Origin of the sequence: Paenibacillus sp. ov031, assembly GCF_900143165.1 — a bacterium.
Taxonomy (GTDB): domain Bacteria; phylum Bacillota; class Bacilli; order Paenibacillales; family Paenibacillaceae; genus Paenibacillus; species Paenibacillus marchantiae.
This window is the reverse complement of record NZ_FRDO01000011.1, coordinates 24393-50262: the sequence shown is the minus strand read 5'-3', so window position 1 is coordinate 50262 and position 25870 is coordinate 24393. Positions and strand designations below refer to the sequence as shown.

Genomic DNA, 25870 nt, shown 5'->3' with positions numbered 1-25870 from the left:
TGATATAAACAATATAATGGTGCCAGTAATGACTAAAACTTTTTTTTCACTTATTTAACATTCCCTTCAATAAAATTAACTTCTTATAGAATCCCATCAGAATTAACCCGATTGATATGACTTTATCATCCATCTCTTTGCGTAGGTATGTACTATAAATTTATTTAAAAAAACCAATTTAAATTTATGCTTATTATATCATAAACAGAAAAACCACCAACCAGAACACTGGTTGATGGCTTTTGACTTGACTCTAATGGAGGCGAGGGGAGTCGAACCCCTGTCCGAAGATAACGACACATAAGCTTCTACGGGTGTAGTCACAGTTTTGATGTCACCCGAGTATCGCCCTGTAACCGGCTATACGTTGGGTCAGCCTGATTGTCTTCTTCAGCACACCCCAGGCGGAGATGTGACAGCGTATCCCACTACTTGTTAGCCCCTAATCCTGTCACATGGGCGATGCAGGTTAGAAGCACGCACACAGTTTCTTAGGCTGCGAAAGCGTAGTTTGTTTGTTGTTTGCCGTTTAATAGGCTTTAGCGTTGATGAAGCGGACGCGTCCCCACTACCCGCTACCCATGCTCGAACTATCCCCGTCGAATCCATAAACGCCCCCTCATATAAGAAGGGCTCCAGGATTAATCCGTGAATACGGAGCAAAGGTGCTGCACATCTTTTTCCTCCAAGGTAAAAAGATGCTTCTTTCAAACTCGGCATTCCTGTCTGCTACAAGAACATCATAACACAGGAACAATCACCGATATAGTACAGATTGCTGGAAGACGTTCCAGCAGACTGAGCAACTGTGCAAGTTTAACCAACACACATATGAGGCTCAAGCGTCTACATATTATACCGCGTCCCTCAAGGGAAGTAAAGTTGAGTACCCAATGCCAACGATTCACAAACAGTTCCACTTAACTATCTTACCCACGATCCGAACAAACTACGCAGCCATCTGCAAACTTACTCCATCAACCTTGCCAATAAACCATACAGTTTTAACTTGTACTAACCTAACATCTTAATAGACAGGATACGTGGCAACAACTGGTGTATCTCATATCATAACCGGCACAATAATCTGACTGGCGCACGGCAAATGAGCGTGTTGCGCCAAACTCATTACACCGCTTCCCCTTTAACAAGAAACCTCTAATCAAAACAAAAAATCTCAAGCTCCACCCAATTACGGGCAAACCTTGAGATCCTTATTTCTAACATGACGCGCTTATCACTAACTAACTTACCATGCCAACACATAGCAACCCAATCAACGAGCCACCTTCTGCTTCTCGCGCAGTACCCGCTGAATATCACGTTGTGCATCGCGTTTTGCTGCAGACTCCCGTTTATCATACTGCTTCTTACCTTTACCCAGTCCGAGCAATAGCTTCGCATACCCGTTACGAATATAGATCTTCAGCGGTACAATGCTGTATCCCTCTTGCTTCGACAACCCTAGCAGCTTGTGGATCTGCACTTTATGCATCAGCAGTTTGCGTGTACGTGTTGGATCAATTGGATTATGACGGTTCCCTTGTTCAAAAGGACTAATATGCATATTGTGAATATGAATCTCACCGTTCCGAATCGTGGCAAAAGCATCGCCAATATTCGCACGGCCGTTACGAAGAGATTTAATCTCCGTTCCGGTAAGCACCATGCCCGCTTCATACGTATCTTCAATGAAGTAGTCATGGGAAGCCTTTTTATTCTGTGCAAGCACTTTACTCTGTCCATCATTCTTGCCCATGTCCTCACTCCTTCTCCGTAAAATAAGCCGGTACCTATGCTCTACAGCAGCGCACCATACATTTTCTCAGGTACCACATGCCAGACCTTAATTGTAGCAAGGACCGCTGTTAAAATCAAGAAAGAGGCGGTCTGCGCCGCCCCTTCCCATTACACTCATTTCATGCTCAGCGAAACGCGATTACTTTTTCTTCTTCCGTACAAAAGCCGCCGTTCCGTTGGCTGGTGCGCCTTTACTCTTCTTGCGCTTACGGCGTGGTGCGCCGCCTTCCTGAACACCACCCGGTGTAGCTCCTTCTCCGATAAACACACCGCTAGGTGAGGTGTTTTTGCGTCCACTACCGCCTTTGCCACCTTTACCTCCGCCTTTACCGGATTTGAAGCTACCTTCACCGCGACTGCTGCCGCTGTTCAGAGCATTCCCTTGTCCACTAGCTGAAGTGCCTTCCTGGCCACCTGCGGTAGAGCTATAACCACCTTTGCCCGAGCCAAAACCAAAGCTTACCGCTCCCTTGCTCCGACCCGCTGATCCGCCGATATCTCCAGCACGACGCTCACCTCTCGGTTTGCCGCCACCTTTGCCACCCGCGCTTCCTGCTGTGTTCGAAGCTCCGCTACGACCGCCACGTCCGCCTTTGCTGCTCTCATCGGCAGATCTGCCCCCACGGCTGCCTCCAGCACCAGTTGGGGCGCCTTTACCACCACGCGAGCCACTGAATCCACCGGAACCACTCTTCGCACCACCGCGTGCTCCGCCACCAGCAGGACGTCCACCTTTACCACCACGTCCACCGCTGAAGCTACCTGGACGTTCGCCGCGAGGTTTCATATCAACCATTTCAAAGTCAATCGTGTACTCTTCCATGCTCACACGCGCCACTCGAATCTTCACCTCATCACCGATGCGGAAGACTTTGGAGGTACGTTCGCCAATCAAAGCCATATGTTGATCGTCAAAATGGTAATAGTCGTCTGTGAGCGCACTCAGGCGAATCAGACCTTCTACCGTATTTTCCAGTTCAATGAACATACCGAAGCTGGTAACACTGCTGATCATGCCTTCGAACTCTTCACCGACCTTATCAAGCATATACTCGGCTTTCTTCATTTTCTCTGTATCCCGCTCAGCTTCAACCGCCACACGCTCGCGCTCCGAAGACTGTTGCGCAATATCGGCCATACGTCCAGCCAAATACTCCTGACGTTTCTCAGGCAAAGCTCCATTGTTCTCAATCACTTCCCGAATAACACGGTGAATGACGAGGTCGGGATAACGACGGATCGGTGATGTGAAGTGACTGTAGAACTCTGCTGCCAGACCAAAGTGACCGGACATCTCGGAATCATACTTGGCCTGTTTCATGGAACGCAGCATCATTGTACTAATAACGGTTTGTTCTTTCGTTTCTTTGATATCCTCAAGAAGGGATTGAAGCGCCCGTGGATGAATCGCGTTGCCACGTCCTTTGACGTGGTGTCCGAAATTCGCCGCAAAGGCGAGAAAATTTTGCAGTTTTTCCTGATCTGGATCTTCATGCACACGATAAATGAACGGAACCTTCAACCAGTGGAAATGCTCTGCTACCGTTTCATTGGCTGCCAGCATGAATTCCTCAATGATTTGCTCCGCAATCGAACGCTCCCGTTTCACGATATCGACTGGTTTGCATTCTTCATCCACGATGATTTTGGATTCTTCAAAATCAAAGTCAACCGCACCGCGGCGCATACGCATCGCACGAAGCTTCAAAGCAATCTCTTTCATCAAGTGGAAATCATCCACTAGGTCCTTGTAACGCTCCAACAATTCAGGCTCTTCACCTTCAAGAATTTTACGAACGTTGGAATACGTCATCCGCTCTTTGGTCTTGATAACACTTGTGAAAATGTCGTGTTTCACAACCTTCATCTGGTCGTTGAACTCCATCTCACAAGACAGGGTCAAGCGGTCTACCTGCGGGTTCAAACTACAGATCCCGTTGGACAACCGTTGCGGAAGCATCGGAATAACACGGTCCACCAGATACACGCTGCATCCCCGATTGTACGCTTCCTGGTCCAGCTTGGAGTTCTCCTGCACATAATAGCCTACATCGGCAATATGAACGCCCAGACGATAGTTACCGTTAGGTAGTTTCTCCACATTGACAGCGTCATCGAGATCCTTCGCGTCTTCGCCATCAATCGTAACGATATTCAACCCACGCAGATCGCGGCGACCTTGCTGGATAATTTCTTCTTCCGTAATGGCATCCGGTGCTTTTTCGGATTCTTCCACCACTTCATCCGGGAAAGCTTCAGGCAGCTGATGTTTACGGATCACTGACAAAATATCAATGCCCGGTTCATCCTTATGACCGAGAATCTCGATCACTTCACCTTCTGCTGCTGCCCGGCCCTCTGGATAGCTGACGATTTTCGCAACAACTTTTTGCCCATCAACAGCTCCATTAAAGTTCGTCCGTGGGATGAAGATATCCCGGTTAATCCGCTTATCGTCCGGAATGACGAAGCCATAAACCTCGTGGCTTTGGAATACACCGACCACTTGCGTGACCGCACGGGTAACAATACGGACAATCTCGCCCTCCAAACGCCCACCGGAAGGACCTTGAGAAGTCACTTTAACAAATACCGTATCTCCGTTCATCGCGCTTTTCATATCATTGGCATGGATGTACACATCCGGGTGTTCCCGATCCTCAGGGATGAGGAAAGCAAACCCCTTCGCATGAGCCTGCAAACGTCCGCGCACCAAATCCATACGTTCTGGCATGCCGTAGCGGTTATTGCGAGTCAGCAAGACTTTGCCGGATTCCTCCAACGTATTAAGCATAATTAAAAAGGCTTTGAAATCAGCCGCGTCTTCAATCTCGAAGTGCTGTTCCAGTTCCTGATAAGTCATCGGTTTATAAGCGGTATCCCGCATAAAGTCGAGCAATTGTTGTTCTGTTATCATTAATATTCACCTCGGGAAACATAAAAGTGTAATCTTGTCTCATCTCTCTATGTATCAGAAACCTTACAAATAGAAAAACCAATTAACTCAGGCCTCACTATCTCATACCCTAGTATACACGAATTCAATCCGGCGCATCCGTACCCTGCAAAATAAACCAAGCATGCATGGCCCCTTGCATAACCGCGCTTTCATGCATCATAACAGCATTTATGCTACATGTGTTTTGCTCTCGAAAAGACAGAAAAGAATCGGCCCAGAACAGGGCGAATATGTAGGAAGGTTACCGAACGGAAGTGAGAAGAAATCGAAGATCAGAATCATGTAGTTCATTGGAAAAGACTGGTCATGAATGAATTTATTAAAAAACCTCCGTTTCTTCTCGAAACGAAGGTTAATCATTCAAGCGTTCCTGCTCGAAACTATCGCGTTACATAAGGCACTCCAACTCTTACTTGGAGACAACAGTAACGATGATAGACAAAATGAAGAATCCTGCACCCAGTACAACTGTTGCACGTTGCAGGAAAAGATCCAGTCCGCGCGCTTTCGTTTTACCGAAAAGATGTTCCGCACCACCGGAGATGGCACCCGCCAAACCAGCGCTTTTCCCGTGCTGCAGCAATACTACAGTGATTAGACCGATCGAAAACACCACGAGCAGCAATTTCAAAGCAATATCCATTCTTTCCACCTCCTACCCATGTGGGCATAACATCTCACCATAAAAACAGTTACTTTAATTGTAACACAGCTATTAACGTGATACAAGTAGTGGCATTTCCTCAATTACTGAGATATAGCCAACATTTTCAACCCTTTTAATCTTCTTTAGTAATTAAAATCAACTTAATAAAAAAGACAAGCCGGTTACCCGGCTTGCCCATGAGTTGTCGTAAGACAACTTATTTTTTGAGGTTGTAGAAACCTTTGAGACCATTGTATTGAGCCAGTTCGCCCAGTTGATCCTCGATGCGGAGCAATTGGTTGTACTTCGCGATACGGTCTGTACGGGAAGGAGCACCCGTTTTAATTTGACCCGCGTTTGTTGCAACAGCGATGTCAGCGATTGTGCTGTCTTCGGACTCACCGGAACGGTGAGAGATTACAGCAGTGTATCCTGCACGTTTAGCCATTTCGATTGCATCGAATGTTTCAGTCAATGTACCGATTTGGTTAACTTTGATCAGGATGGAGTTACCGATACCTTGTTCGATACCTCTACCCAGACGCTCTGTGTTCGTTACGAACAGGTCATCACCAACGAGTTGTACTTTGTCTCCCAATTTCTCAGTGAGCAATTTCCAACCATCCCAGTCATCTTCGGACATACCGTCTTCGATTGTGATGATTGGGTATTTCTCAACCCATGAAGCCAGAAGGTCAACATACTCAGCGGAAGTGTAAGATTTACCTTCGCCAGCAAGTGTGTACTTACCATCTTTGTAGAACTCAGTGGAAGCTACGTCCATACCCAGGAATACGTCAACGCCTGGTTTGTAACCTGCTTTTTCAATCGCTTCGATGATTGTAGTGATTGCTTCTTCGTTAGAACCAAGGTTCGGTGCGAAGCCGCCTTCGTCACCAACAGCTGTGTTCAGGCCTTTGGAGCTTAGTACGGATTTCAGGTTGTGGAAGATTTCCGCACCTACGCGAAGAGCTTCTTTGAAGCTTGGTGCTCCAACTGGAAGAACCATGAACTCTTGAACATCGATGTTGTTGTCAGCATGCTCACCACCATTGATGATGTTCATCATTGGTACTGGCAGTACTTTAGCGTTGAATCCGCCCAGGTAAACGTACAATGGTAGATCCAAAGCGTCAGCAGCTGCGCGAGCTACAGCCATGGATACAGCCAGGATTGCGTTAGCACCCAGTTTACCTTTGTTTGGCGTACCATCCAAAGTAATCATCAATTTGTCGATACCCAGTTGATCCAATGCATCCATACCGATTACTTCTGGAGCGATTGTTTCGTTTACGTTTTTAACAGCTTGCAGAACGCCTTTACCCAGGTAACGGGATTTGTCGCCATCGCGAAGCTCAACAGCTTCGTGGGCACCAGTAGATGCACCAGATGGAACGATTGCGCGTCCGATTGCGCCGGACTCCAGGTATACTTCAACTTCAACTGTAGGGTTACCGCGGGAGTCGAGGACTTCGCGAGCGTACACGTCAGAAATAATAGTCATGAGTGATAATCTCCTTTTAATTTGGAATTTTATTTTAATACGTTCAGAATAGTTGAGTTTCACCAGGCCACTCCGCATGCAGTACCGTCTTCCGATCGCTGTTATCCCCTGATTTCTTTGAAATTGTTTTTATAAGTTGAAATCATGTGATAAAGGCGAACGCTTCGCTTCTACAGATCGGTTCTGCCCGCTTCGTTAAGGTTCAACTTAGGCCTTATTCAATAACCTATTAAAATTATATTATTTACCGGTAGCGATGACAGATGTACCTGTCATTTCAGCCGGTTTAGGCAATTGCATCAGGTCAAGAATCGTTGGAGCGATATCCGCGAGGATTCCGCCTTCACGCAGGGTAACGTTAGCATCTGTAACGATGAGTGGAACCGGGTTCGTTGTGTGAGCAGTGAACGGACGTCCTTGCTCATCGAACACCATATCCGCGTTACCATGATCCGCAGTAATCAGCACAACGCCGCCTTTAGCGAGAACTGCATCCACAACACGGCCCATGCATTCGTCTGTTACTTCTACTGCCTTAATGGTAGGCTCCAGCATGCCGGAGTGTCCAACCATATCAGGGTTAGCGAAGTTCAGAATGATGGCGTCATGTTTGTCTGCTTCAATCTCACGAACACATGCGTCAGCTACTTCATACGCGCTCATCTCCGGCTGCAAGTCGTACGTTGCAACTTTTGGTGAGTTGATCAGCACACGTGTTTCGCCCGGAAGCTCAACATCACGGCCGCCGCTGAAGAAGAAGGTTACGTGCGGGTATTTCTCGGTTTCTGCAATACGTAATTGTTTCTTGTTGTTCTGTACCAGAACTTCACCCAGCGTGTTGTCGAGGTTTTTAGGCGAGTAAGCCACATAACCTTCAACGGTCTCGCTGAACAAGGTCAGGCACACGAAGTGCAAGCCCACAGGGAACTTCGGACCGCGGTCGAAACCACGGAAATCCTGGTTCGTGAATACTTGCGACAGTTGGATCGCACGGTCAGGACGGAAGTTGAGGAAAATGACGGAATCGCCGCTCTCCACCAAACCTACCGGCTGGCCATCCGCTTTAACGATAACCGTTGGTTCAACGAATTCGTCAAATACGGATTTTTCATACGATTCTTCAACTGCTTTGAGTGGATCAGTGTATTTTGGTCCATCACCATAAACGATGGCACGATATGATTTCTCAACACGTTCCCAACGTTTGTCACGGTCCATCGCATAGTAGCGACCTTGAACCGTTGCGATTTGTCCTACACCGACTTCCTCGATTTTGGCAATCAGCTTCTGCATGAACTCTTTACCGCTATCTGGCATAACATCACGGCCATCCATGAAAGCATGAATGTATACGTCATTCATTCCTTCTTTTTTGGCGAGATCCAGCATAGCGAACAAGTGGTCGATGTGACTATGTACGCCGCCATCGGACAACAAACCATACAAGTGAAGCTTTTTACCGCTTTGTTTCGCTTCGCGAACAGCTTTAACGAGTGTCTCATTGTCGTAAAATTCACCGTCACGAATCGATTTGGAGATACGAGTCAAATCCTGGTATACGATCCGGCCGGCACCAATATTCAGGTGACCTACCTCGGAGTTCCCCATTTGCCCTTCAGGCAAACCTACCGCTTCACCGCAAGCAGTGAGAGTTGTGTGTGGGAATTGGCTCATAAAACGGTCATAGTTCGGTTTCTTGGCTTGCGCTACCGCGTTGCCTTCCACCGTGTTACGAAGACCAAAGCCGTCCATAATGATCAGTGCTACAGGTTTTGGAGCTGTCATTACTTCGCCCCCTCAACAAGCGCGATGAACGAAGCCGGCTGCAAGCTGGCACCGCCAACAAGCGCGCCGTCGATGTCGCTTTGTCCGAGGTATTCTGTTACGTTCTCAGGTTTAACACTGCCGCCGTATTGAATACGAACTGCATCTGCTACCTTTTGGTCGTACAGATCCTTCACCAGCGTACGAATGTAAGCAATAACTTCATTCGCATCTTGGGAAGTGGAGGATTTGCCTGTACCAATCGCCCAGATTGGCTCATAAGCGATAACCACTTGTGCTGCCTGATCTGCGGACAGACCTGCAAAAGCAGCTTCCGTTTGCACTTTGCACACGTCTTTCGTTTGATCAGCTTCGCGCTCTTCAAGCGTCTCACCAAGACAAAAGATTGGAGTCAATCCGTGACGGAATGCTGCATGCAACTTTTTATTGACAGTCTCATCGGTTTCCGCAAAATATTGACGGCGCTCCGAGTGACCAATAATGACGTAATCCACACCCAGGTCTTTCAGCATCACGCCGCTGATTTCACCTGTGAATGCACCGTTGTCTTCAAAATGAAGATTTTGTGCACCAATTTTGATGTTTGTGCCTTTAACGGCTTCTACCAGGGATGGCAGATTCGTAAACGGTGCGCAAATAACAGTCTCTACGCCTTCAACTTCCGCTTTTCCTTTAACTTCCTGAATGAAGTCATTGGATTCGGAAACCGTTTTGAACATTTTCCAGTTACCTGCGATAATCGGTGTTCTCATGGTTTTCAACTCCTTCATGCTATAGCTTAAAGCTTACTTGTCGTTCAATGCAACTACGCCAGGAAGCACTTTGCCTTCCATGAACTCGAGCGATGCACCGCCACCTGTAGAGATGTGGTCCATTTTGTCAGCCAATTTGAACTTCTCAGCTGCTGCTGCGGAGTCACCACCACCAATGATGGTGTATGCTTCTGTCTCTGCACAAGCTTCAGCAACCTCACGTGTACCGTTAGAGAAAGGCTCAATTTCGAATACGCCCATTGGTCCGTTCCATACAACCAGCTTGGAGTTTTTGATCACTTCAGCATAGATTGCACGAGTTTTCGGTCCGATGTCCACGCCTTCCCAGTCTGCAGGGATGCCGTCGATACCAACGATTTGTGTGTTTGCACTTGCACTGAAGTCGTCAGATACAACGATATCTACCGGCAGGTAGAAGTTTTTGCCCAATTTTTTCGCTTTTTCAATGAAACCAAGAGCAACGTCCAGTTTGGAATCATCCAACAGAGATTGTCCGATTTCATGTCCTTGTGCTTTGAAGAACGTGTAAGTCAGGCCGCCACCGATGATTACGTTGTCTGCAATGTTCAACAGGTTGTCGATCACATCGATTTTGTCTTTAACTTTGGAACCACCGATGATTGCTGTGAAAGGACGCTCAGGGTTGGAGATTGCTTTGCCCAACACTTCAAGTTCTTTCTCCATCAATAGACCGGATACTGCTGGCAACAAATGAGCGATACCTTCTGTCGAAGCGTGTGCTCTGTGAGCTGCGCCGAATGCATCGTTAACGAATACGTCAGCCAGTTCAGCAAATTGTTTTGCCAATTCAGGATCGTTTTTCTCTTCGCCTGCGTGGAAACGAACGTTCTCAAGCAACAATACGTCGCCATTGTTCAGTTCAGCGATTTGAGCTTTTACTGTTTCGCCAACGGAATCATCCGCTTTAACGACTTTTTTACCGAGCAATTCGGACAAACGCTCAGCAGCTGGAGTCAAACGCATGGATTCAACCACTTCGCCTTTTGGACGGCCCATGTGGCTTGCCAAAATAACTTTAGCGCCTTTTTCGATCAAGTAGTTGATCGTAGGAAGCGTGGCACGAATACGTTTGTCATCTGTAATTTTACCATCTTCGAGCGGCACATTAAAATCTACACGGACAAAAGCCCGTTTTCCTGTCAATTCGATATCGCGTACACTTTTTTTGTTCATCTGTATTTCCTCCGCACCCATGTATTTGGTGGACCAATCAAGAGCTGAAATCCCTTGTCAATCCTGGTGTTTTTGAGAAATTTGCAAAATGTTGATATATAAAGAGCGGAAACAATAGCATCTGTTTCCGCTCTATGTTATTGCAGATATTACTTAATCATTTTTGCAAAGTGCTCCAAAGTGCGAACCAGTTGAGCAGTGTAGGACATTTCATTGTCATACCAAGCTACAGTTTTAACCAATTGTTGGTCGCCAACAGTCAGAACTTTAGTTTGAGTTGCATCAAACAGGGAACCGAAAGTGATACCTTGGATATCGGAAGATACGATTTCGTCTTCAGTGTATCCGAAAGTTTGTGGATCGGAAGCTTCTTTCATTACTGCGTTAACTTCTTCAGCAGTAACTTTTTTACCCAATACAGTTACGAGCTCAGTCAGGGAACCAGTAGCTACTGGTACACGTTGAGCTGCACCGTCGAGTTTACCTTGCAGTTCTGGAATAACCAAACCGATTGCTTTAGCAGCACCAGTTGTGTTAGGGATGATGTTTTCAGCTGCTGCGCGAGCACGACGGAAGTCACCTTTAGGGTGTGGAGCATCCAATGTGTTTTGGTCGCCAGTGTAAGCGTGAATTGTAGTCATCAAACCTTGAACGATTCCGAATTTGTCTTGCAGAGTTTTTGCCATAGGTGCCAGGCAGTTTGTTGTGCAAGATGCGCCGGAGATTACAGTTTCAGTACCGTCGAGGATTTCATGGTTTACGTTGTAAACGATGGTTTTCATGTCGCCAGTAGCTGGTGCGGAGATAACAACTTTCTTAGCTCCACCTTTCAAGTGTTTCTCAGCTGCTTCTTTAGTTGTGAAGAAACCAGTACATTCCAGAACGATATCTACGCCCAGGTCGCCCCAAGGAAGTTCTTCTGGGTTACGGTTAGCCAATACTTTAACTTCTTTACCGTTCACTTTGAAGAAGCCATCGTGTACTTCAACATCGCCATCGAAGCGACCTTGAGTTGTATCATATTTGAGCAAATGAGCCAGCATTTTAGCATCAGTCAAGTCGTTGATTGCTACTACTTCAATGCCCTCTACATTTTGAATACGGCGGAATGCCAAGCGTCCAATACGTCCAAAACCGTTAATACCTACTTTAATCATGAGTAAGTTCCTCCCAAGTTTTGATTAATTTTTTTTATGAAACTTATATATTCAAGACAGACCGTGAAGTCCGTCAAGACAACAATGGTTGTGGTGAAAAGTAAACTCTTATTCCATTTCGGCAACGATGACTTCGGCAGCAGCCTCGTCAATAATCAGAATATCTTCCTGGCCAAATCGCAGCACGGAGTGTATAGCAGCAGCTTTGCTTTTGCCACCTGCAATTCCGATCACGACATCGGTTCGTTCAATATCCTGAAGTCGCATGCCCAGCGTAAGCATGGTGTGTACCACCTCACCCTGATCATTAAAGTAATAACCGAAGGATTCAGATACGGCCCCTTGCGCCTGAAGTTCATCTATGATCTCTGTCGCAAGTTTACGGCGCCGTGCCATCTCTACGGCATCACCGATTCCATGAATGACGATCCGCGATTTTCGAATCAGCTGCAGAATCTCCTGAACACTTGGGTCCTGGATTAGTGATTCGTAAGCATGATCACTAAGCAAATCCGGTACATGCAGGAGTTTGTATTGGGCCCCTACCCGTTTTGCCATCGTGGATGCAATCGTATTGGCCTGAATTTCGAGGCTTTCTCCCAGCCCACCGCGTGCCGGCACAAACCAGACACCTTTCAGCGATGTTGGCGGAGTCAGTTGCTCTGCAACTCCAGCCGTTGTTGAACCGCCAGTTACGGCGACAACATCGTTATCAGTCATAATATTACCCAGAGCCTTCGCTCCGGCTCTACCCAGTTCCCGTTTGGCAAATGGAGAAATGTCCGAATCACCAGGAACCACAACTACCTTTTGCAGACCGTAGGCTTGCTTGATGCGCTCTTCCAGTTCGGATAATCCGAACAGCTCTTTGGCGACGGGTTCCAACTGCTGCAGCAATTCATGCCCTGCCTCACTGATCTTCATCCCTGCACTGTCAATTTCAATAAGTCCCTGAGCCTTTAACAAATCGGTCTCAGCCCTCAGAACCCGCTCGGTCATCTGCATGGAATTAGCTAACGTTCTTCGTCCGATCACATCCGATAACATGATCTGGTGCAGAATCGTATACCTCTTCTTCAAGACATCCATGAGATCAGGCAGAAGCTGCTTTTGCACTTCTAAAATCGTTCGCATGCTTTCCACTCCCGCAAGCTTCTCGTTCCAAGCTCTCTTTCATGGCCCCAAAACGTCCCGGGTTAACTTTTTAAGTCCCACGTCTATTCTACCTAAAACTGACGTGACATGCAAGTGTTTCGAAGCGTTAATTCGACACGTTTCAGGCGTTTGTACGCGCCTATTTTCACAATGTCAATCTACTATGATCGAGAACAACCTGTTCGACACCATATATAGAAGCAAAGTAAAATTCTCATCTACATATTGCTTGCTATGGTTTTTCATATGGCATGTCCAAAACCTCTTTTAGCATTTACCTATTTGCGCTCTTTATCCACTTATTTTCATCATGATCAATTTTAGGGTAATCCAAACCAAAACAGCGAACATCAGCTTGCAATTAAATTACTCATGAGCTATAATCATTATTGCTGTCACATATTTGAAGCTTCTATTACAAAACTGCTTTTATGCAACTATGTTTGCAGCAATAATCAATGTGCGCCCGTGGTCCAATGGATATGACGTAGGCCTCCGAAGCCTGAGATCCAAGTTCGATTCTTGGCGGGCGCGCCATTCTTAATTAGTAGCTCATAACACTCTTAACCAATGAAACCGAATAGGTTTCTTTTTTTTAAAACTTAGTTTGACTTTCTTTGACTTTTTGTTTGAAATTGTTTATGATGTGGGTAATACGGTAACAGTTTATATATAAACACCAATTTAACATTTACATTTCCGAGGAGGTTTTTCACGTGAGTTATATTCCAATGGTCGTTGAACAGAGCAACCGCGGTGAGCGCGCCTATGACATCTATTCCAGATTGCTGAAGGATCGTATCATCTTCCTTGGCAGTGATGTAAATGACGTTGTGGCGAATGCCATCATGGCACAGATGTTGTTCCTAGCTGCGGAAGATCCGGAGAAAGACATTCACTTATACATCAATAGCCCAGGCGGATCCATTACGGCCGGTATGGCGATTTACGATACTATGCAATTCATCAAACCGGATGTATCTACCATCTGTGTAGGTATGGCGGCTTCGATGGGTGCATTCCTGTTGAACGCAGGTGCCAAAGGTAAACGTTTTGCATTGCCTAACAGCGAAATCATGATTCACCAACCACTTGGTGGTGCGCAAGGTCAAGCTTCGGACATCGAAATTCGTGCCCGCCGCATCCTGAAAATGCGTGATACTTTGAACCGCATCATCGCTGAGCGTTCAGGCCAACCGCTGGAGCGTATCGAGAAAGATACAGATCGTGACTACTTTATGAGTGCTGCTGAAGCTGCCGATTACGGTATCATCGATAAAGTTATTGAAAACGTAGGTTCCCAAGGCATCTAAGCCGAGGCGAATCGCCAATTAAACGGATATACCATATAGCCCACTCAAACGGCAACGCCCAGTTGAGTGGGCTATATGAAAAAAGGACGCTCTCGTCAATATGACGAGGGCGTCCTTTTTTTGAAGATAATTTAAAAGTGCATGATACATATTTAATTGATTCACTTTAACTCTCTTAGCGTTACGTTTGCAATAAGCCCAAGACTAATACTAAAGTTACATTTACGAACCGAGCTACGCATACGCTATTAGCCATCATTTCAACGAAATGAAATTCTAATACTTTACTTGTCTGCTGTTAAGCCACTGAACGGCTCTGTGCCTTTAGGAAGCAACTCTTTGTATGTGAACGGGAATTCTGGGAAGCCTTCCGCATAAGCTGTATACTCATACAACTGGAAGAATACAACTACACCTGTTGGTGTTACATAGAAATCCTGATCTTTATTCAGACCTTTATAGCCTTCAAGGTAACCACCGCTAGCTTTAAGCTGATCTCCAACTTTTTTGCTTACTGTCTGACGCACAGTTTTGTTATTTTGAATTACATCATCCAGACTCAATTCCTTGCCGGAATCCAGAGCAAAGGTGTGACCTGAACGGAACGTCATGCCATGTGCACCTGCATAGTCCTGATAACTTTGCGTAATGAGTCCAAGCACACCATTTTCGTTGTATGTCACGACATAAGAACTCTCAAATGCATATGGACGGTTCGCTGCTGCGTCACCAAATTCCTTAGTTTGTTTTTTGAAATCTGCTACAAAAGCATCGACTTCATCTTTCAGCACCTTGTTGATAGCTGCTTCTGCTTTATCGTTAGCCAGTCCGCTAACCTGAGGATATTGAATATCGACTTCAGCGTTCTTGATGCTGACTTTCACTGTTGCCGCTTTGACTGTCACGCTATTTTGCTTCACTTTGCTCAGCGTCAGTGTCTTGGCTTTGCCATCCCAGTTGCCCTGAACACCCAAATAATCTCTCATTGCAGAAAACGGAATATACAATCGGCCATTGATCAGCTTCGCTTCCACTTGTGGATAGTAGTTATTAATTCTAACACTCGGTGCCCCATCAATCAGGCTGATGGTCATCGTATTATTAGCTGCCGTTAAGGAGTACTCCTTAGCCTTTGCATCATATTTCAAGCTTCCACCTGCAACATCTTTCACTGCGGTAAGCGATACCCAAGTGGAGCCACCTTGAAGGAGCCCTTTTTGAGTAAGAGTTTTGCCTCCCGACTTCAGAGTTACCTCAGTAGGTGTTGTCACTTTCGTGGATACTGAAGCTGCCTGTACAGAACTATCCTGCCATACAGCCCCGCTCCCCACAATAATTCCTGCCGCCAGTAGTGCACTAGTCCATTTTTTCCATGATGTCATATATAAAACTCCTCTCTCGAATTCAAATTTGAGTGTCATTGCGTATGTATCCTGATTTGATCGTATGCCTCATACGCTCACCTCTTTATTATAATTAACCCAATTGCGGAAAGGTTTACAGCTCCAGTTACAATGTTGTTCGATCCAGATGTCTATAATGAAGGTTTTGTTACGAACAAATGGACAAAAAAGATACCAAAAACCAGCAATTCATTTCGTCATATTTCACCTCTTCTTTCCAAACTTCATCAAAGTGCGCCTTTATAACAAAAAAGACGCTGTCCGATGGACAACGTCTTTGTCATTATTGCCTTTCGCCCGCTCAAGCATATCTTTAACGGACATCCAGCCTTATTTATTTCACTTATTTCATTTCATAAGTAATATTCAACGTAGTACTTACTTTAACCTGTCCTGTTTCAATTTGTGTGCTACCAGCAGAATCAGCTAACGACTTGGACATCAAAGCCTCACTTGCATAGAATACAGGTACATTCGCGTCACCTTGGCTCACAGACAGAACAGCACCCAGTTGACGTTTAACCGCTTTTGCAATAGCTCCAGCTTTCACATCAGCATTGGCAACAGCTTTTTCAATCACTTGAGCTTCAAAGCTCTCTGGTTTTTCTACCGTAAAACGTACATTTTCAATATTGTTGGCACCAGCTTGGGATGCAGCATCCAGGAGTTCACCAATCTTGTCCATCTCCCGGTAAGTTACAGTCAATGTGTGATGAGCTGTGTACCCTTTGATCTTCTGTCCGTCTTTTTCACTATACGTGTAGTCAGGCTGTACGTAGAACTGGCTGGTTTGAATATCATCCGCACTGATTTTCCACGTACTTTTCAGCAGATTGCTAACCTTTTGAATTTTCGCTGCATTCGCTTTTTGCGCAGAGGCTGCGGTATCTGCCGTACTGTTCACTCCAATGGAAAGATAAGCGATGTCAGGCTTCACCTGAATCTCACCTGTACCCACAACGTTAATCACGTTTTGCTGTACCCCCTGTACCTCAGCAGCATATGCGTAGTTACTTGGTGCCACCCACGCAGTACCTCCTACTAGCAATGTACCTGCGACCATCACCGCGCCCAGCGGTTTCATCCATAATTTACCCATCACTTTAGCCTCCTTAAGTTTTAACATCTCAAACTCAAATCGATTTGATACCTAACAGACGGGCTTAATTCCATAATGTTGCACTTGACAGTCATAAAACGCAAAAAAGCCCCTTTCGGGACTTCTTCATTGAGTTCAAATCATATCTTATTGGTTCTCAAGCTCTTCCTTGCTTACCAGACTAACTAAAGCGTTTACAGCCTGTTCGGCATCCGCGCCTTCTGCACTAATCTGGATTTCCGTACCAGTACTGATTGCAAGGCTCATGATCCCCATGATACTTTTTGCATTTACTTTTTTGTCGTCCTTCTCGACGAACACTTCAGATGAGTACTTATTCGCTTCTTGAACGAACAGTGCCGCAGGTCTGGCATGGAGACCCGTTTTCAAACGGACAACTACCGGGTGCTTTGTCATGGAAACTTACCCCCTATTATGAAATCTGGACATTAAATACACAATTATATTTATAACATTATACCATATAACCAGAGCAGGACACTAGAAGAAAAAACTCAGGGTGATTGGATGTCATTATTATGACCCATTTTAGCCTTTTTACATCACCTCATTACACCTGAGCAGCTCTCCAAGATCTTTACAGGCTGACTTTAAGTTGACCTTTAGGCGAAAACCAAAGCAGTCAGTTTTGCTAGCAGCCCTACCCTTCATTTAACCATAACGCTCGGTACGAACCTTCTCTGCCAACTCATCAATCTTGCGAAGCCGGTGATTCACCCCGGACTTACTTACTGTACCCTTAAGCAGTTCGCCTACTTCCTTCAAGTTGATATCCGGATGGGCAAGTCTGACTTCAGCCACTTCACGAAGCTTTTCGGGCAACGACTCCAGACCAACTTCCTTTTGCAACAATCTGATGTTATCGATCTGTCTGACGGCTGCTCCAATCGTTTTGTTCAGGTTCGCCGTCTCACAATTGACGATTCGGTTGACGGAATTACGCATATCTCGCATGATACGCACATCCTCGAACTTGAAAAGGGCCTGATGTGCACCAATGATACTGAGCAGTTCAATGATTTTCTCGCCTTCCTTAATGTATAGGATGAATCCTTTTTTGCGTTCTATACACCGGGCATTGAGATGAAATTCATTCGCCAGGTCCACCAGGGCCTGACAGTGCTCCTCGTACATGGATGCAATCTCCAGGTGGTAGGATGAACCTTCAGGATTGTTGACTGAGCCTCCTGCCATAAATGCTCCTCGAAGATAAGCACGTTTACAGCAGTTATTTTTGAACAGCTCTCCACTGATCCCAGGAGTAAACAGAAATCCTTCGGAAACAATGTACAGATCTTTTAAAATCACCTGTACCATGGTTGGAATCCGAACAATATATACATTGTTCTTTTTCAGCCGCATTTTTTTGCGGACAAGCAATTCCGTATGCACTTGAAAATGCTTTTTAAGCAGAGAGTATGCCCGTCTTGCAATGGCGGCATTCTCCGTCGAAATATCCAAGATGACTTTTTTATTCGATAACTGCACCGCACCAAGCATACGGATGAGGGCTGAAAGTTCCGCCTTTTCGCAGCACGGTTCGCTTTCGATCATCGTTAGTTCTTTTTTGGTCTGTGCTGCAAACGACATGGGACTTCACCTCTTCCGTAACATCCAATTTTGTACAAGTTGATAGATGTGATGGCTCAGCTTGTCGGCATCATGACGCAGATAAGTCCGGAATAGGACCAACGTATCCGCAACCACTTGATAGCCGGCACTCTTCAGCACATTCATATCCAGCACAACTGGTTTAGCTCCTTTTTCCGCATACTTATTCTGCACCTGCAGCGGAATATCACCATTATTTACAATGACATAGTCGAAAATTTGTTGTCCTACATGCTCATGTACCGCCTTGAGGTGGTCACTCACCGTGTAATTATCCGTCTCTCCTGGCTGTGTCATCACATTACAAATAAACATTTTTACTGCGTCAGCTTCAACGACAGCTTCAGCCAGCTTAGGTACAAGCAGATTGGGCAGAATGCTCGTGTAGAGACTACCTGGTCCAATCAGGATGGCGTCTGCCTGACGAATAGCCTCAACAGCCTCTGGCAACGGCTCCACGTGATCCGGTTCAAGGAAAACGCGTTTGATCCGTAAGCCAGCTTCAGGGATCTTGGACTCGCCCGTAACAATCGATCCGTCCTCCATCTCTGCATGCAGTATAACGGCCTGCCCGGCTGCGGGTAATACCTCACCCCGAACGGCAAACACGCGGCTAAGTTCCCGCACAGCGGTCACAAAGTCGCCCGATATATCCGTCATTGCAGCCAAAATCAAGTTACCCAGGCTGTGGCCTGCAAGCCCCGCGCCTGTATTGAAGCGATAGTTCAGCATATCCGACAACAACGGTTCTACATCTGCTAGCGCCGTGAGTACGTTACGAATGTCGCCCGGAGGCGGCATTTGCAACTCATTACGCAGGATGCCCGAACTTCCTCCGTCATCCGCCACCGTCACGATGGCCGTGATGTCCAGCGGCTTTTCCTTCAAACCGCGCAGCATCACGGATAATCCGGTTCCGCCGCCCATGACTACTATTCTCGGACGTTCTCTTCGTGGTCCGGCTTCTTTCATCCCTTCACCCTCTTCAATGACGGTCCCGGTCGGCGTCGCGATGGCTCACGGTGACAGCCTCAGTTTCGCTGCTTCCCAACATTTTGCCCAAATATTCCGATATTGCTACCGAACGATGCTTGCCTCCGGTACAGCCGATTCCAATAATAACCTGGCTTTTGCCTTCCTTCCGGTATTGCGGAATCAGAAAATGCAGCATATCCAGCAGCTTGGTCAGAAACGCCTGCGTCTCCGGCCATTTCATAACATATTCATATACATCACTATTCTGTCCGGTATTCGGACGTAAATGTTCAATATAATGCGGATTTGGCAAGAAACGAACATCAAACACCAGATCCGCATCGATAGGAATACCGTATTTGAACCCAAACGACGTAATATTTACCGACAGCATATGGCTTTCCAGATGAGAAAAGCGGGATATGATGCGCTCTTTCAGTTGAGCAGGCTTCATCGTACTGGTATTCAATACCTGAGTAGCGGAATTTTTGAGTTCCTCCAGCATCTTACGTTCCAGCCGGATGCCGTCCAGCGGCATGCCCTCAGGAGCCAGTGGATGTCTGCGCCTGCTCTCCTTATAGCGCTGGACTAATACAGAGTCTGTCGCGTCCAGGAATAATATTTCACAATGAATGGTAAAATGATCTTTAATATAGTTCAGTGACTCGGACAAAGCCGTAAAGAACTCACGACCGCGAAGGTCGATAACCAGTGCGACCTTGCCAATTTTGCCGTTCGATTGCTCAATCAACTCCGCAAATTTTGGAATCAATACCGGTGGAAGATTATCCACACAGAAGAAACCAAGATCCTCCAGGCTTTGTACTGCAATCGTCTTGCCTGCTCCGGACATGCCCGTAATGATAATGAGCGTGGCGCCTGTGCCCGGTGAAACTTCACCTTCAAGCATAAATGTCCCCTCCTTATCATATTGCTGTCGGATTATACTGTTACGAGGTTACTAGGAACGCAAGAGAAGACCTGCCGCGCCAACAATACCTGCATTATTGCCAAGCGTTGCTTCAAGAATCTTAACCCCTTCTTGCAGCGGTTCAGGTGTCAGTTTCGCAAATACAGTCCGTACTTCATCAAACAAAATATTACCCGCTTTGGATACACCGCCACCGATAATGAACATCTCAGGGTTAATCACAGCCGCTACAGCCGCCATTGATTTGCCCAGATAGAACGCTGCACGATTGACGATACGAAGAGCAACTTCATCGCCCTCCTTAGCTGCATCAAATACTTCTTTAGCTGCAATCTTGTCCACGAGTGCCAGTGATGTATGATCTCCACGCTCTACAGCGTCTTTGGCCATACGAATAATTCCGGTTGCTGAAGATACAGTTTCCACGCATCCCATTTTGCCGCATCCGCACTGAATGGCTTCCAGATCAGGAACAACACTGACATGACCAAGCTCACCAGCCATACCGGAGAAACCTTGATAGATCTTGCCGTTCAAGATCAGTCCGCCACCAACGCCTGTACCAAGCGTATAACATACACAGTTGTCCACACCCTTGCCAGCACCTGCCCAAGCTTCACCCAGTGCAGCCACGTTTGCATCGTTATCTATTTTGACTGGCTTGCCCAGACGTTCTTCCAAAATCGAACGAATGGCTACATTCCGAAATCCAATGTTAGGGGCAAGAACGATAATTCCCTCGCGTACATTGGTGAACCCAGCCACTCCTGCTCCTACACCTTCAAGCTGTTCCCAGCTGTAAGGCGATTCAGCAACGATATGACGGACATACTTCTCGATGTTGGCAATGACCGTGTCAACGCCCTTATCCACTTCAGTCGGTCCTTCATACGTATGCATAAGCTGACCGTGTTCATCACATATACCGACCTTGATTGCTGTTCCGCCGAGATCGACCCCAACGTAGATTTTCTCAGACATGCTACAAGCCACCTTTATCTATCTATAATAGTTTAATCCTACGTACCAACTATAATTGAAGGATACGCCTGGGTCAAGACGATAAGACCTTTGCTGTGATTAGCTTCCTCGCTATTGTGAACAACATCACAGGCTATTTTTGAATACGTATACAACCTTATTTGTCTCTATTAAAAACGCAGGCTTCATTCCTTCCTCCATAGAGGAGGAAGCCTCAACTCATGATATTGCATATCCACTCGTTCCATGCGTAAAAGATGACAATTGTCATCTGAATTTCATGACAATCCTTACTAATCACGTCTCAGACAGTTCGGTAAGATGGAAATATCTTATAGAACAGACGTGATTCAAGATAAGTTCACTCGTGGTTCAGTTGTTGCAACCCTTAGCCTAACGGCGCAAAAAACGCCTTCCCATAACAGGAGGCGTTTCTCTACTTTTATGAACATTACCTAAACCTATACCTTCAGCAGCTATTCAGCTACTGGTCACAGCTTCGTTTCCACACGTACGGGCTCTTCCGTTTTTTCCATCTTGTTGACGTCCAGAATATCGAGCAGGAAGACAAAGATCGGTATACCGATGATAAGCCCCCAGATCCCCAAGAAATGTTGAGACAGAATCAGTACGATAAACGTGTAGAACATCGGCAATTTGGTTTTGTGAGCCATCAGCTTCGGATTCAGGAAATACGTTTCCAGCGCATGAATGATGATGATCATAATAATCACGATCACGCTGAGTTGTAATCCTCCCAGTTGATAACCGATCAGACACAGCGGAACTAGTGAGATGATAACCCCCGCAACGGGTACCAGACTCAGCATGAACACCAGAATGGTCAAGGCGAACAAGTACGGGAAACCAAGTATCCATAATCCCAGAATCGTCAAAGCCGTATTAAACACAGCTATCATCAATTGTGCCTCGATTACTTTACCAAAAGAAGATACAAACTTATCTCCGAGATAGGCCACTTCATTATAGAACCAGCCGATTTTGCTTGTTTTGAACTTGGAGGTAAACTTGGAAATCTCCCGCTTCTGCAACAAGAAGAACAGACTCAGGATGATAACCAACAGAATGAACTCCAACCATTTGCTTAACGCAAAAATATACTTCAATGCATCGTTGGTATAGTTTTTGATATCGAACGATTGAAGATAACCGGCAATTTTGGAAGCAAAATTATCTCCGTCAGCGGTATCAAGAAATTTCATGATCTCATTCGTTAACTGAACGACCTGATCCACAATTCGTGGTGAATACTTGGAGATGCCCAGTACAATGGCTGCAATAACGATAAGATAGAGCAGGATGACTACAACTTTATAGTTAACCGGAAATAAACGATTCAACTTCTCTGTGATAAAATGCTGCAACCTGTTCATGACATAGGTCACCAGGAATAACAGCAAAATCATGTGCAGCATACTCCCCATGCTGAATAGAACCAAACAAAACAACAGCAGGATCAAAAATCGCCGCACTGTTGCATTCTGTAACCAATCTTTTATCATTTCCCCCAAAGTCTTCACCTCACAGCTAATATGCCCATTATGTATACGATCTCATGCCCACTTTGGTTTCAAAAAAAGAGAAGCCTTCCGGCTTCTCACATTATGAGACTTCCCGTTGTCTCTTCTACTTAATTTATGCCAAACCATACCCTTTTCATGCTTACTTATCCAGTGTTTCGCTCCAGTCATGCACAATACTGCCTTCAAGGAATTTCTCGCAGTCCATTGCGGCCATACACCCTGAACCTGCTGCTGTAATGGCCTGACGATACTTCGTATCCTGAACATCACCACAGGCGAACACACCCGGAATGTTGGTCTCGGTTGTACCCGGTTTAACGACAACATAGCCGTGTTCATCCAAAGTAATCTGGTTGCTCAGGAAACCCGTATTCGGTGTATGTCCAATGGCAATGAATACGCCATCGGCTTCAAGCAATTCTTCCTGTCCAGTCTCGTTATTACGTACCTTAAGCCCTTTAACACCAAGAGCCTCAGGCACAACTTCGAGCGGTGTACGGTTCAAAGCCCATTTCACCTTCTCGTTGCTGCGAGCCCGATCCTGCATAATTTTCGATGCACGTAATTCGTCCCGGCGGTGAACCAAGGTAACGTCTGTTGCAAAACGGGTCAGGAAGCTGGCTTCCTCCATCGCGGAGTCTCCACCGCCAACAACGACGATCTTTTTACCACGGAAAAAGAATCCGTCACAGGTGGCACATGTACTTACCCCACGTCCCACATTCTCCTGCTCTCCGGGAATACCGAGATAACGGGCCGATGCACCGGTAGAGATAATGATTGATTCGGCTTCCAGTTCACCGATGCCTCCAACTTTAACCTTGAAGGGCGGTTTACTGAAATCCACTTCTTCCACCCAACCATTTTTGAACTCAGCTCCAAAACGCTCCGCTTGCTTGCGCATATTGTCCATCAGTTCCGGACCCATAATGCCTTGCGGAAAACCAGGGAAATTCTCAACTTCCGTTGTCGTCGTCAATTGACCACCCGGCTGAAGACCTTCGATAACCAGTGGGTTAAGATTAGCACGAGCCAGATATATCGCTGCTGTCAGACCCGCAGGTCCGGTTCCGATCACAATCGTTCTGTATTTAGACATATAGATACAGCCTCCTTAATAAGGTTGAGAGTGTGTTGAGTGGCGATTAACTTGCTATGATGATATCCTACAGGCATGTCGAGACCTATTCGTTAAGTTTACCCGTTTTCCAGGCTTATGTATCCTTCACGCAATGAAGTCTATTCCAAAGCGAGAATTTCAAGGAACATTTACTGGACCGGTGGGTTGGAATTGCACACTTTATTGATTTGCCGTGCATATTTGCTGACTGTGGCAGCTGATATGCCATACCGGTCGGCTATGCTTTGGTAGGTCACTGGACGACTATGAATTTTAGCAGCCAGATATTCCAATCCCGCAGCCAAGCCTTCAATTTGCTTCGTGCCAGGCACCTCCAGGTGTACGCGAGATACATAGTCGGTCCACAACCGCTCCATTTCTTGCTGCAATTCGGCTTTGGCTTCAGACATCTGTAACGCACGGTCCACGACCGCCTGCCAATGCGAAGAAGCTTTCGTCTCCGTTTGTTCCGTCATCGACTCGATCTTCGGAATAGTGCGTTTGCTCAACGCAGTTAGCGGTCGCAGAACAGGAGAATCATCCTGCTTAGTTCCTTCTGAACCAAGACCGTTTAATACGGAACGAGCGGCTTCCACCAGATCCTGATCTTCACCAGGTTCCTCGATAAAGGATTGCAGCGCCTGCTGCACCTCGTAATCACCAATCATGCCAAGAGCATGAATGACCTGGAGCTTAGTTGCCCGATCCCCATGTCGCAACGCCCAGAAGAAAGAGGAACGGATCAAGGGATCATTTTTCATCTCTTCAGGTATGCCGTTGCCATAGTTCTCCCATTGTCTGAATTGCTCGTCAAATGGCAGATGATAGTGATAACTTAGTTTCTCCGGATCTTTCTCTCCCTGTCTCACAGCCTCAAGACCCGACAGATAGTACCGGGATACTTCCGAACCTGGATCCAGCTTGCCTACATGACGCCACAGACGTTCAGCGGAATCGTAACGTTCGGTATTATAAGCTGCGACTGCTGCATAATGTGCGAGAGCTGGGTCCGCAGCGGTTTCTTCATCCTTCAACAGGCGACGGAAATGTACATAAGCCGTATCATGTTGACCTAGGATACCCATCGTGGTAGCCAGTTTGTAGACCTGTTCGTGCTGGAAAGGCACGATGACACGCAATTTTTTGATCAGAAGCAGCACTTGGTCGGCTCGATTCTCGTTCTGATGAAAGATCGCCAGATTACACAGTGCATGCAAATTACCAGGCTCCTGCTCCAGTACCTCGGCAATCGTCTCTTTCGCCTTGGGAAACAGCCCCATATAATAATAGGCAAGCGCCAAGTTGTTGCGAGCAGCCAAATAATCAGGATACTCGGGTGACATGCCTTCCAGCAGCTCAGCCGCCTGTGCAAACTTCCCTTGTTCCAACAATTCCCGCGCCTGATCGTGTTCAACGACACCTTTACGTGATTTGATCCGGTTCAGTTTGGCTGGTCGATCCAGCTCGTAGTACAGAAGCTCCATCATCTCTTCGGCTTCCGTCATAAACTGACCTTGGGTATCCTCCTCCAAATACGTAACAAGCGCTTGCTCAGCTTCTTCAAACCGATCCATATTCGCATAATTGTTCGCCATGTAGAAATAACATTCCGTCATGGACGGATCTACCACGTCGAGCACATGCGCAAGAACGGCATTGGAAGCCTCGTAATCCCCCTTCTCTGATAATATACCCGCCATATTACAATGATTCACCGGATTTTCCGGCTCATATTCAACAGCTTTACGAAAATATTTTAATGCCTTGTCGACGTGATTACGGTCCAGCGAGCGGACAGCTCTCTCAAAAAAGAAAGAAGCATCCAAGTGAATCGGTATTACATTGGCAAGGTGTCCCTCAGCCCGCAGTAGCTTGCCCTTCATCTTCCAAGGCACCTCC

At 46.3% G+C, this 25870-nt stretch carries 20 protein-coding genes, 1 tRNA gene and 1 other RNA gene; 2 read left to right on the top strand and 20 right to left on the bottom strand.

Translation table 11 applies throughout. The features are described from left to right. Window positions 1-254: 254 nt before the first annotated feature. The 10 genes from ssrA to BUA17_RS28815 form a co-directional block, all read right to left on the bottom strand. Window positions 255-619: a transfer-messenger RNA gene (gene ssrA / locus BUA17_RS28860) on the bottom strand. A 657-nt stretch (window positions 620-1276) separates the two neighbouring features. Further along, complete coding sequence (smpB, locus tag BUA17_RS28855; protein ID WP_072735763.1) at window positions 1277-1759, bottom strand: SsrA-binding protein SmpB; 483 nt, start codon at window positions 1757-1759, stop codon at window positions 1277-1279. 180 nt (window positions 1760-1939) lie between these two features. Beyond that, window positions 1940-4717, bottom strand: coding sequence for a ribonuclease R (gene rnr, locus BUA17_RS28850; RefSeq protein WP_072735762.1), 2778 nt, complete (start codon window positions 4715-4717; stop codon window positions 1940-1942). A gap of 451 nt (window positions 4718-5168) precedes the next feature. Continuing rightward, window positions 5169-5402 carry a preprotein translocase subunit SecG gene (gene secG / locus BUA17_RS28845; RefSeq protein ID WP_024629498.1) on the bottom strand — a complete coding sequence of 78 codons (234 nt, stop codon included), beginning with the start codon at window positions 5400-5402 and terminating at the stop codon, window positions 5169-5171. 220 nt (window positions 5403-5622) lie between these two features. Further along, window positions 5623-6909: a phosphopyruvate hydratase gene (gene eno / locus BUA17_RS28840; protein WP_063566488.1), complete on the bottom strand. Its 1287-nt coding sequence runs from the start codon at window positions 6907-6909 to the stop codon at window positions 5623-5625. Window positions 6910-7149: 240 nt separating this feature from the next. Further along, a complete protein-coding gene (gene gpmI, locus BUA17_RS28835; protein WP_072735761.1) occupies window positions 7150-8694 on the bottom strand; it encodes a 2,3-bisphosphoglycerate-independent phosphoglycerate mutase in 1545 nt (514 codons plus the stop codon). Next, window positions 8694-9446: a triose-phosphate isomerase gene (gene tpiA / locus BUA17_RS28830; RefSeq protein ID WP_063566490.1), complete on the bottom strand. Its 753-nt coding sequence runs from the start codon at window positions 9444-9446 to the stop codon at window positions 8694-8696. Before tpiA ends, gpmI begins: the two co-directional genes overlap by 1 nt. 33 nt (window positions 9447-9479) lie before the next feature. Next, complete coding sequence (locus BUA17_RS28825) at window positions 9480-10661, bottom strand: phosphoglycerate kinase (protein WP_024629502.1); 1182 nt, start codon at window positions 10659-10661, stop codon at window positions 9480-9482. Between the two features lie 149 nt (window positions 10662-10810). Beyond that, window positions 10811-11818 carry a type I glyceraldehyde-3-phosphate dehydrogenase gene (gap, locus tag BUA17_RS28820; protein WP_056695277.1) on the bottom strand — a complete coding sequence of 336 codons (1008 nt, stop codon included), beginning with the start codon at window positions 11816-11818 and terminating at the stop codon, window positions 10811-10813. A gap of 108 nt (window positions 11819-11926) precedes the next feature. Continuing rightward, window positions 11927-12952 (bottom strand): sugar-binding transcriptional regulator, encoded by a 1026-nt coding sequence (locus BUA17_RS28815; protein ID WP_063566491.1) that lies wholly within the window; start codon window positions 12950-12952, stop codon window positions 11927-11929. A gap of 483 nt (window positions 12953-13435) precedes the next feature. Here BUA17_RS28815 and BUA17_RS28810 point away from each other — a divergent pair. Both BUA17_RS28810 and clpP read left to right on the top strand, forming a co-directional pair. Next, window positions 13436-13510 (top strand) — tRNA-Arg (locus BUA17_RS28810). 179 nt (window positions 13511-13689) lie between these two features. Next, window positions 13690-14286 carry an ATP-dependent Clp endopeptidase proteolytic subunit ClpP gene (gene clpP / locus BUA17_RS28805; protein WP_072735760.1) on the top strand — a complete coding sequence of 199 codons (597 nt, stop codon included), beginning with the start codon at window positions 13690-13692 and terminating at the stop codon, window positions 14284-14286. Window positions 14287-14570: 284 nt separating this feature from the next. Here clpP and BUA17_RS28800 read toward each other — a convergent pair whose 3' ends face one another. The 10 genes from BUA17_RS28800 to BUA17_RS28755 form a co-directional block, all read right to left on the bottom strand. After that, complete coding sequence (locus BUA17_RS28800) at window positions 14571-15668, bottom strand: stalk domain-containing protein (RefSeq protein ID WP_072735759.1); 1098 nt, start codon at window positions 15666-15668, stop codon at window positions 14571-14573. A 364-nt stretch (window positions 15669-16032) separates the two neighbouring features. Next, the gene (locus BUA17_RS28795; RefSeq protein ID WP_072735758.1) at window positions 16033-16788 is read right to left on the bottom strand and encodes an SIMPL domain-containing protein; all 756 of its coding nucleotides are present in this window, start codon (window positions 16786-16788) and stop codon (window positions 16033-16035) included. Between the two features lie 147 nt (window positions 16789-16935). Further along, window positions 16936-17205, bottom strand: a complete 270-nt coding sequence (locus BUA17_RS28790) for an HPr family phosphocarrier protein (protein ID WP_017691248.1) — start codon at window positions 17203-17205, stop codon at window positions 16936-16938. A 255-nt stretch (window positions 17206-17460) separates the two neighbouring features. Beyond that, a complete protein-coding gene (gene whiA, locus BUA17_RS28785) occupies window positions 17461-18399 on the bottom strand; it encodes a DNA-binding protein WhiA (RefSeq protein WP_063566495.1) in 939 nt (312 codons plus the stop codon). Window positions 18400-18405: 6 nt separating this feature from the next. After that, window positions 18406-19392: a gluconeogenesis factor YvcK family protein gene (locus tag BUA17_RS28780; RefSeq protein ID WP_063566496.1), complete on the bottom strand. Its 987-nt coding sequence runs from the start codon at window positions 19390-19392 to the stop codon at window positions 18406-18408. 13 nt (window positions 19393-19405) lie between these two features. Next, on the bottom strand, window positions 19406-20305 hold the full coding sequence (rapZ, locus tag BUA17_RS28775; RefSeq protein ID WP_053782949.1) for an RNase adapter RapZ: 900 nt from the start codon (window positions 20303-20305) through the stop codon (window positions 19406-19408). A gap of 51 nt (window positions 20306-20356) precedes the next feature. Next, window positions 20357-21307 carry an ROK family glucokinase gene (locus BUA17_RS28770; RefSeq protein WP_064641195.1) on the bottom strand — a complete coding sequence of 317 codons (951 nt, stop codon included), beginning with the start codon at window positions 21305-21307 and terminating at the stop codon, window positions 20357-20359. 491 nt (window positions 21308-21798) lie between these two features. Then, a complete protein-coding gene (locus BUA17_RS28765) occupies window positions 21799-22830 on the bottom strand; it encodes an AI-2E family transporter (protein ID WP_072735810.1) in 1032 nt (343 codons plus the stop codon). Window positions 22831-22990: 160 nt separating this feature from the next. Beyond that, window positions 22991-23950, bottom strand: a complete 960-nt coding sequence (trxB, locus tag BUA17_RS28760; RefSeq protein ID WP_063566502.1) for a thioredoxin-disulfide reductase — start codon at window positions 23948-23950, stop codon at window positions 22991-22993. A 170-nt stretch (window positions 23951-24120) separates the two neighbouring features. Continuing rightward, window positions 24121-25854 (bottom strand): tetratricopeptide repeat protein, encoded by a 1734-nt coding sequence (locus BUA17_RS28755; protein ID WP_063566503.1) that lies wholly within the window; start codon window positions 25852-25854, stop codon window positions 24121-24123. Window positions 25855-25870: the final 16 nt, after the last annotated feature.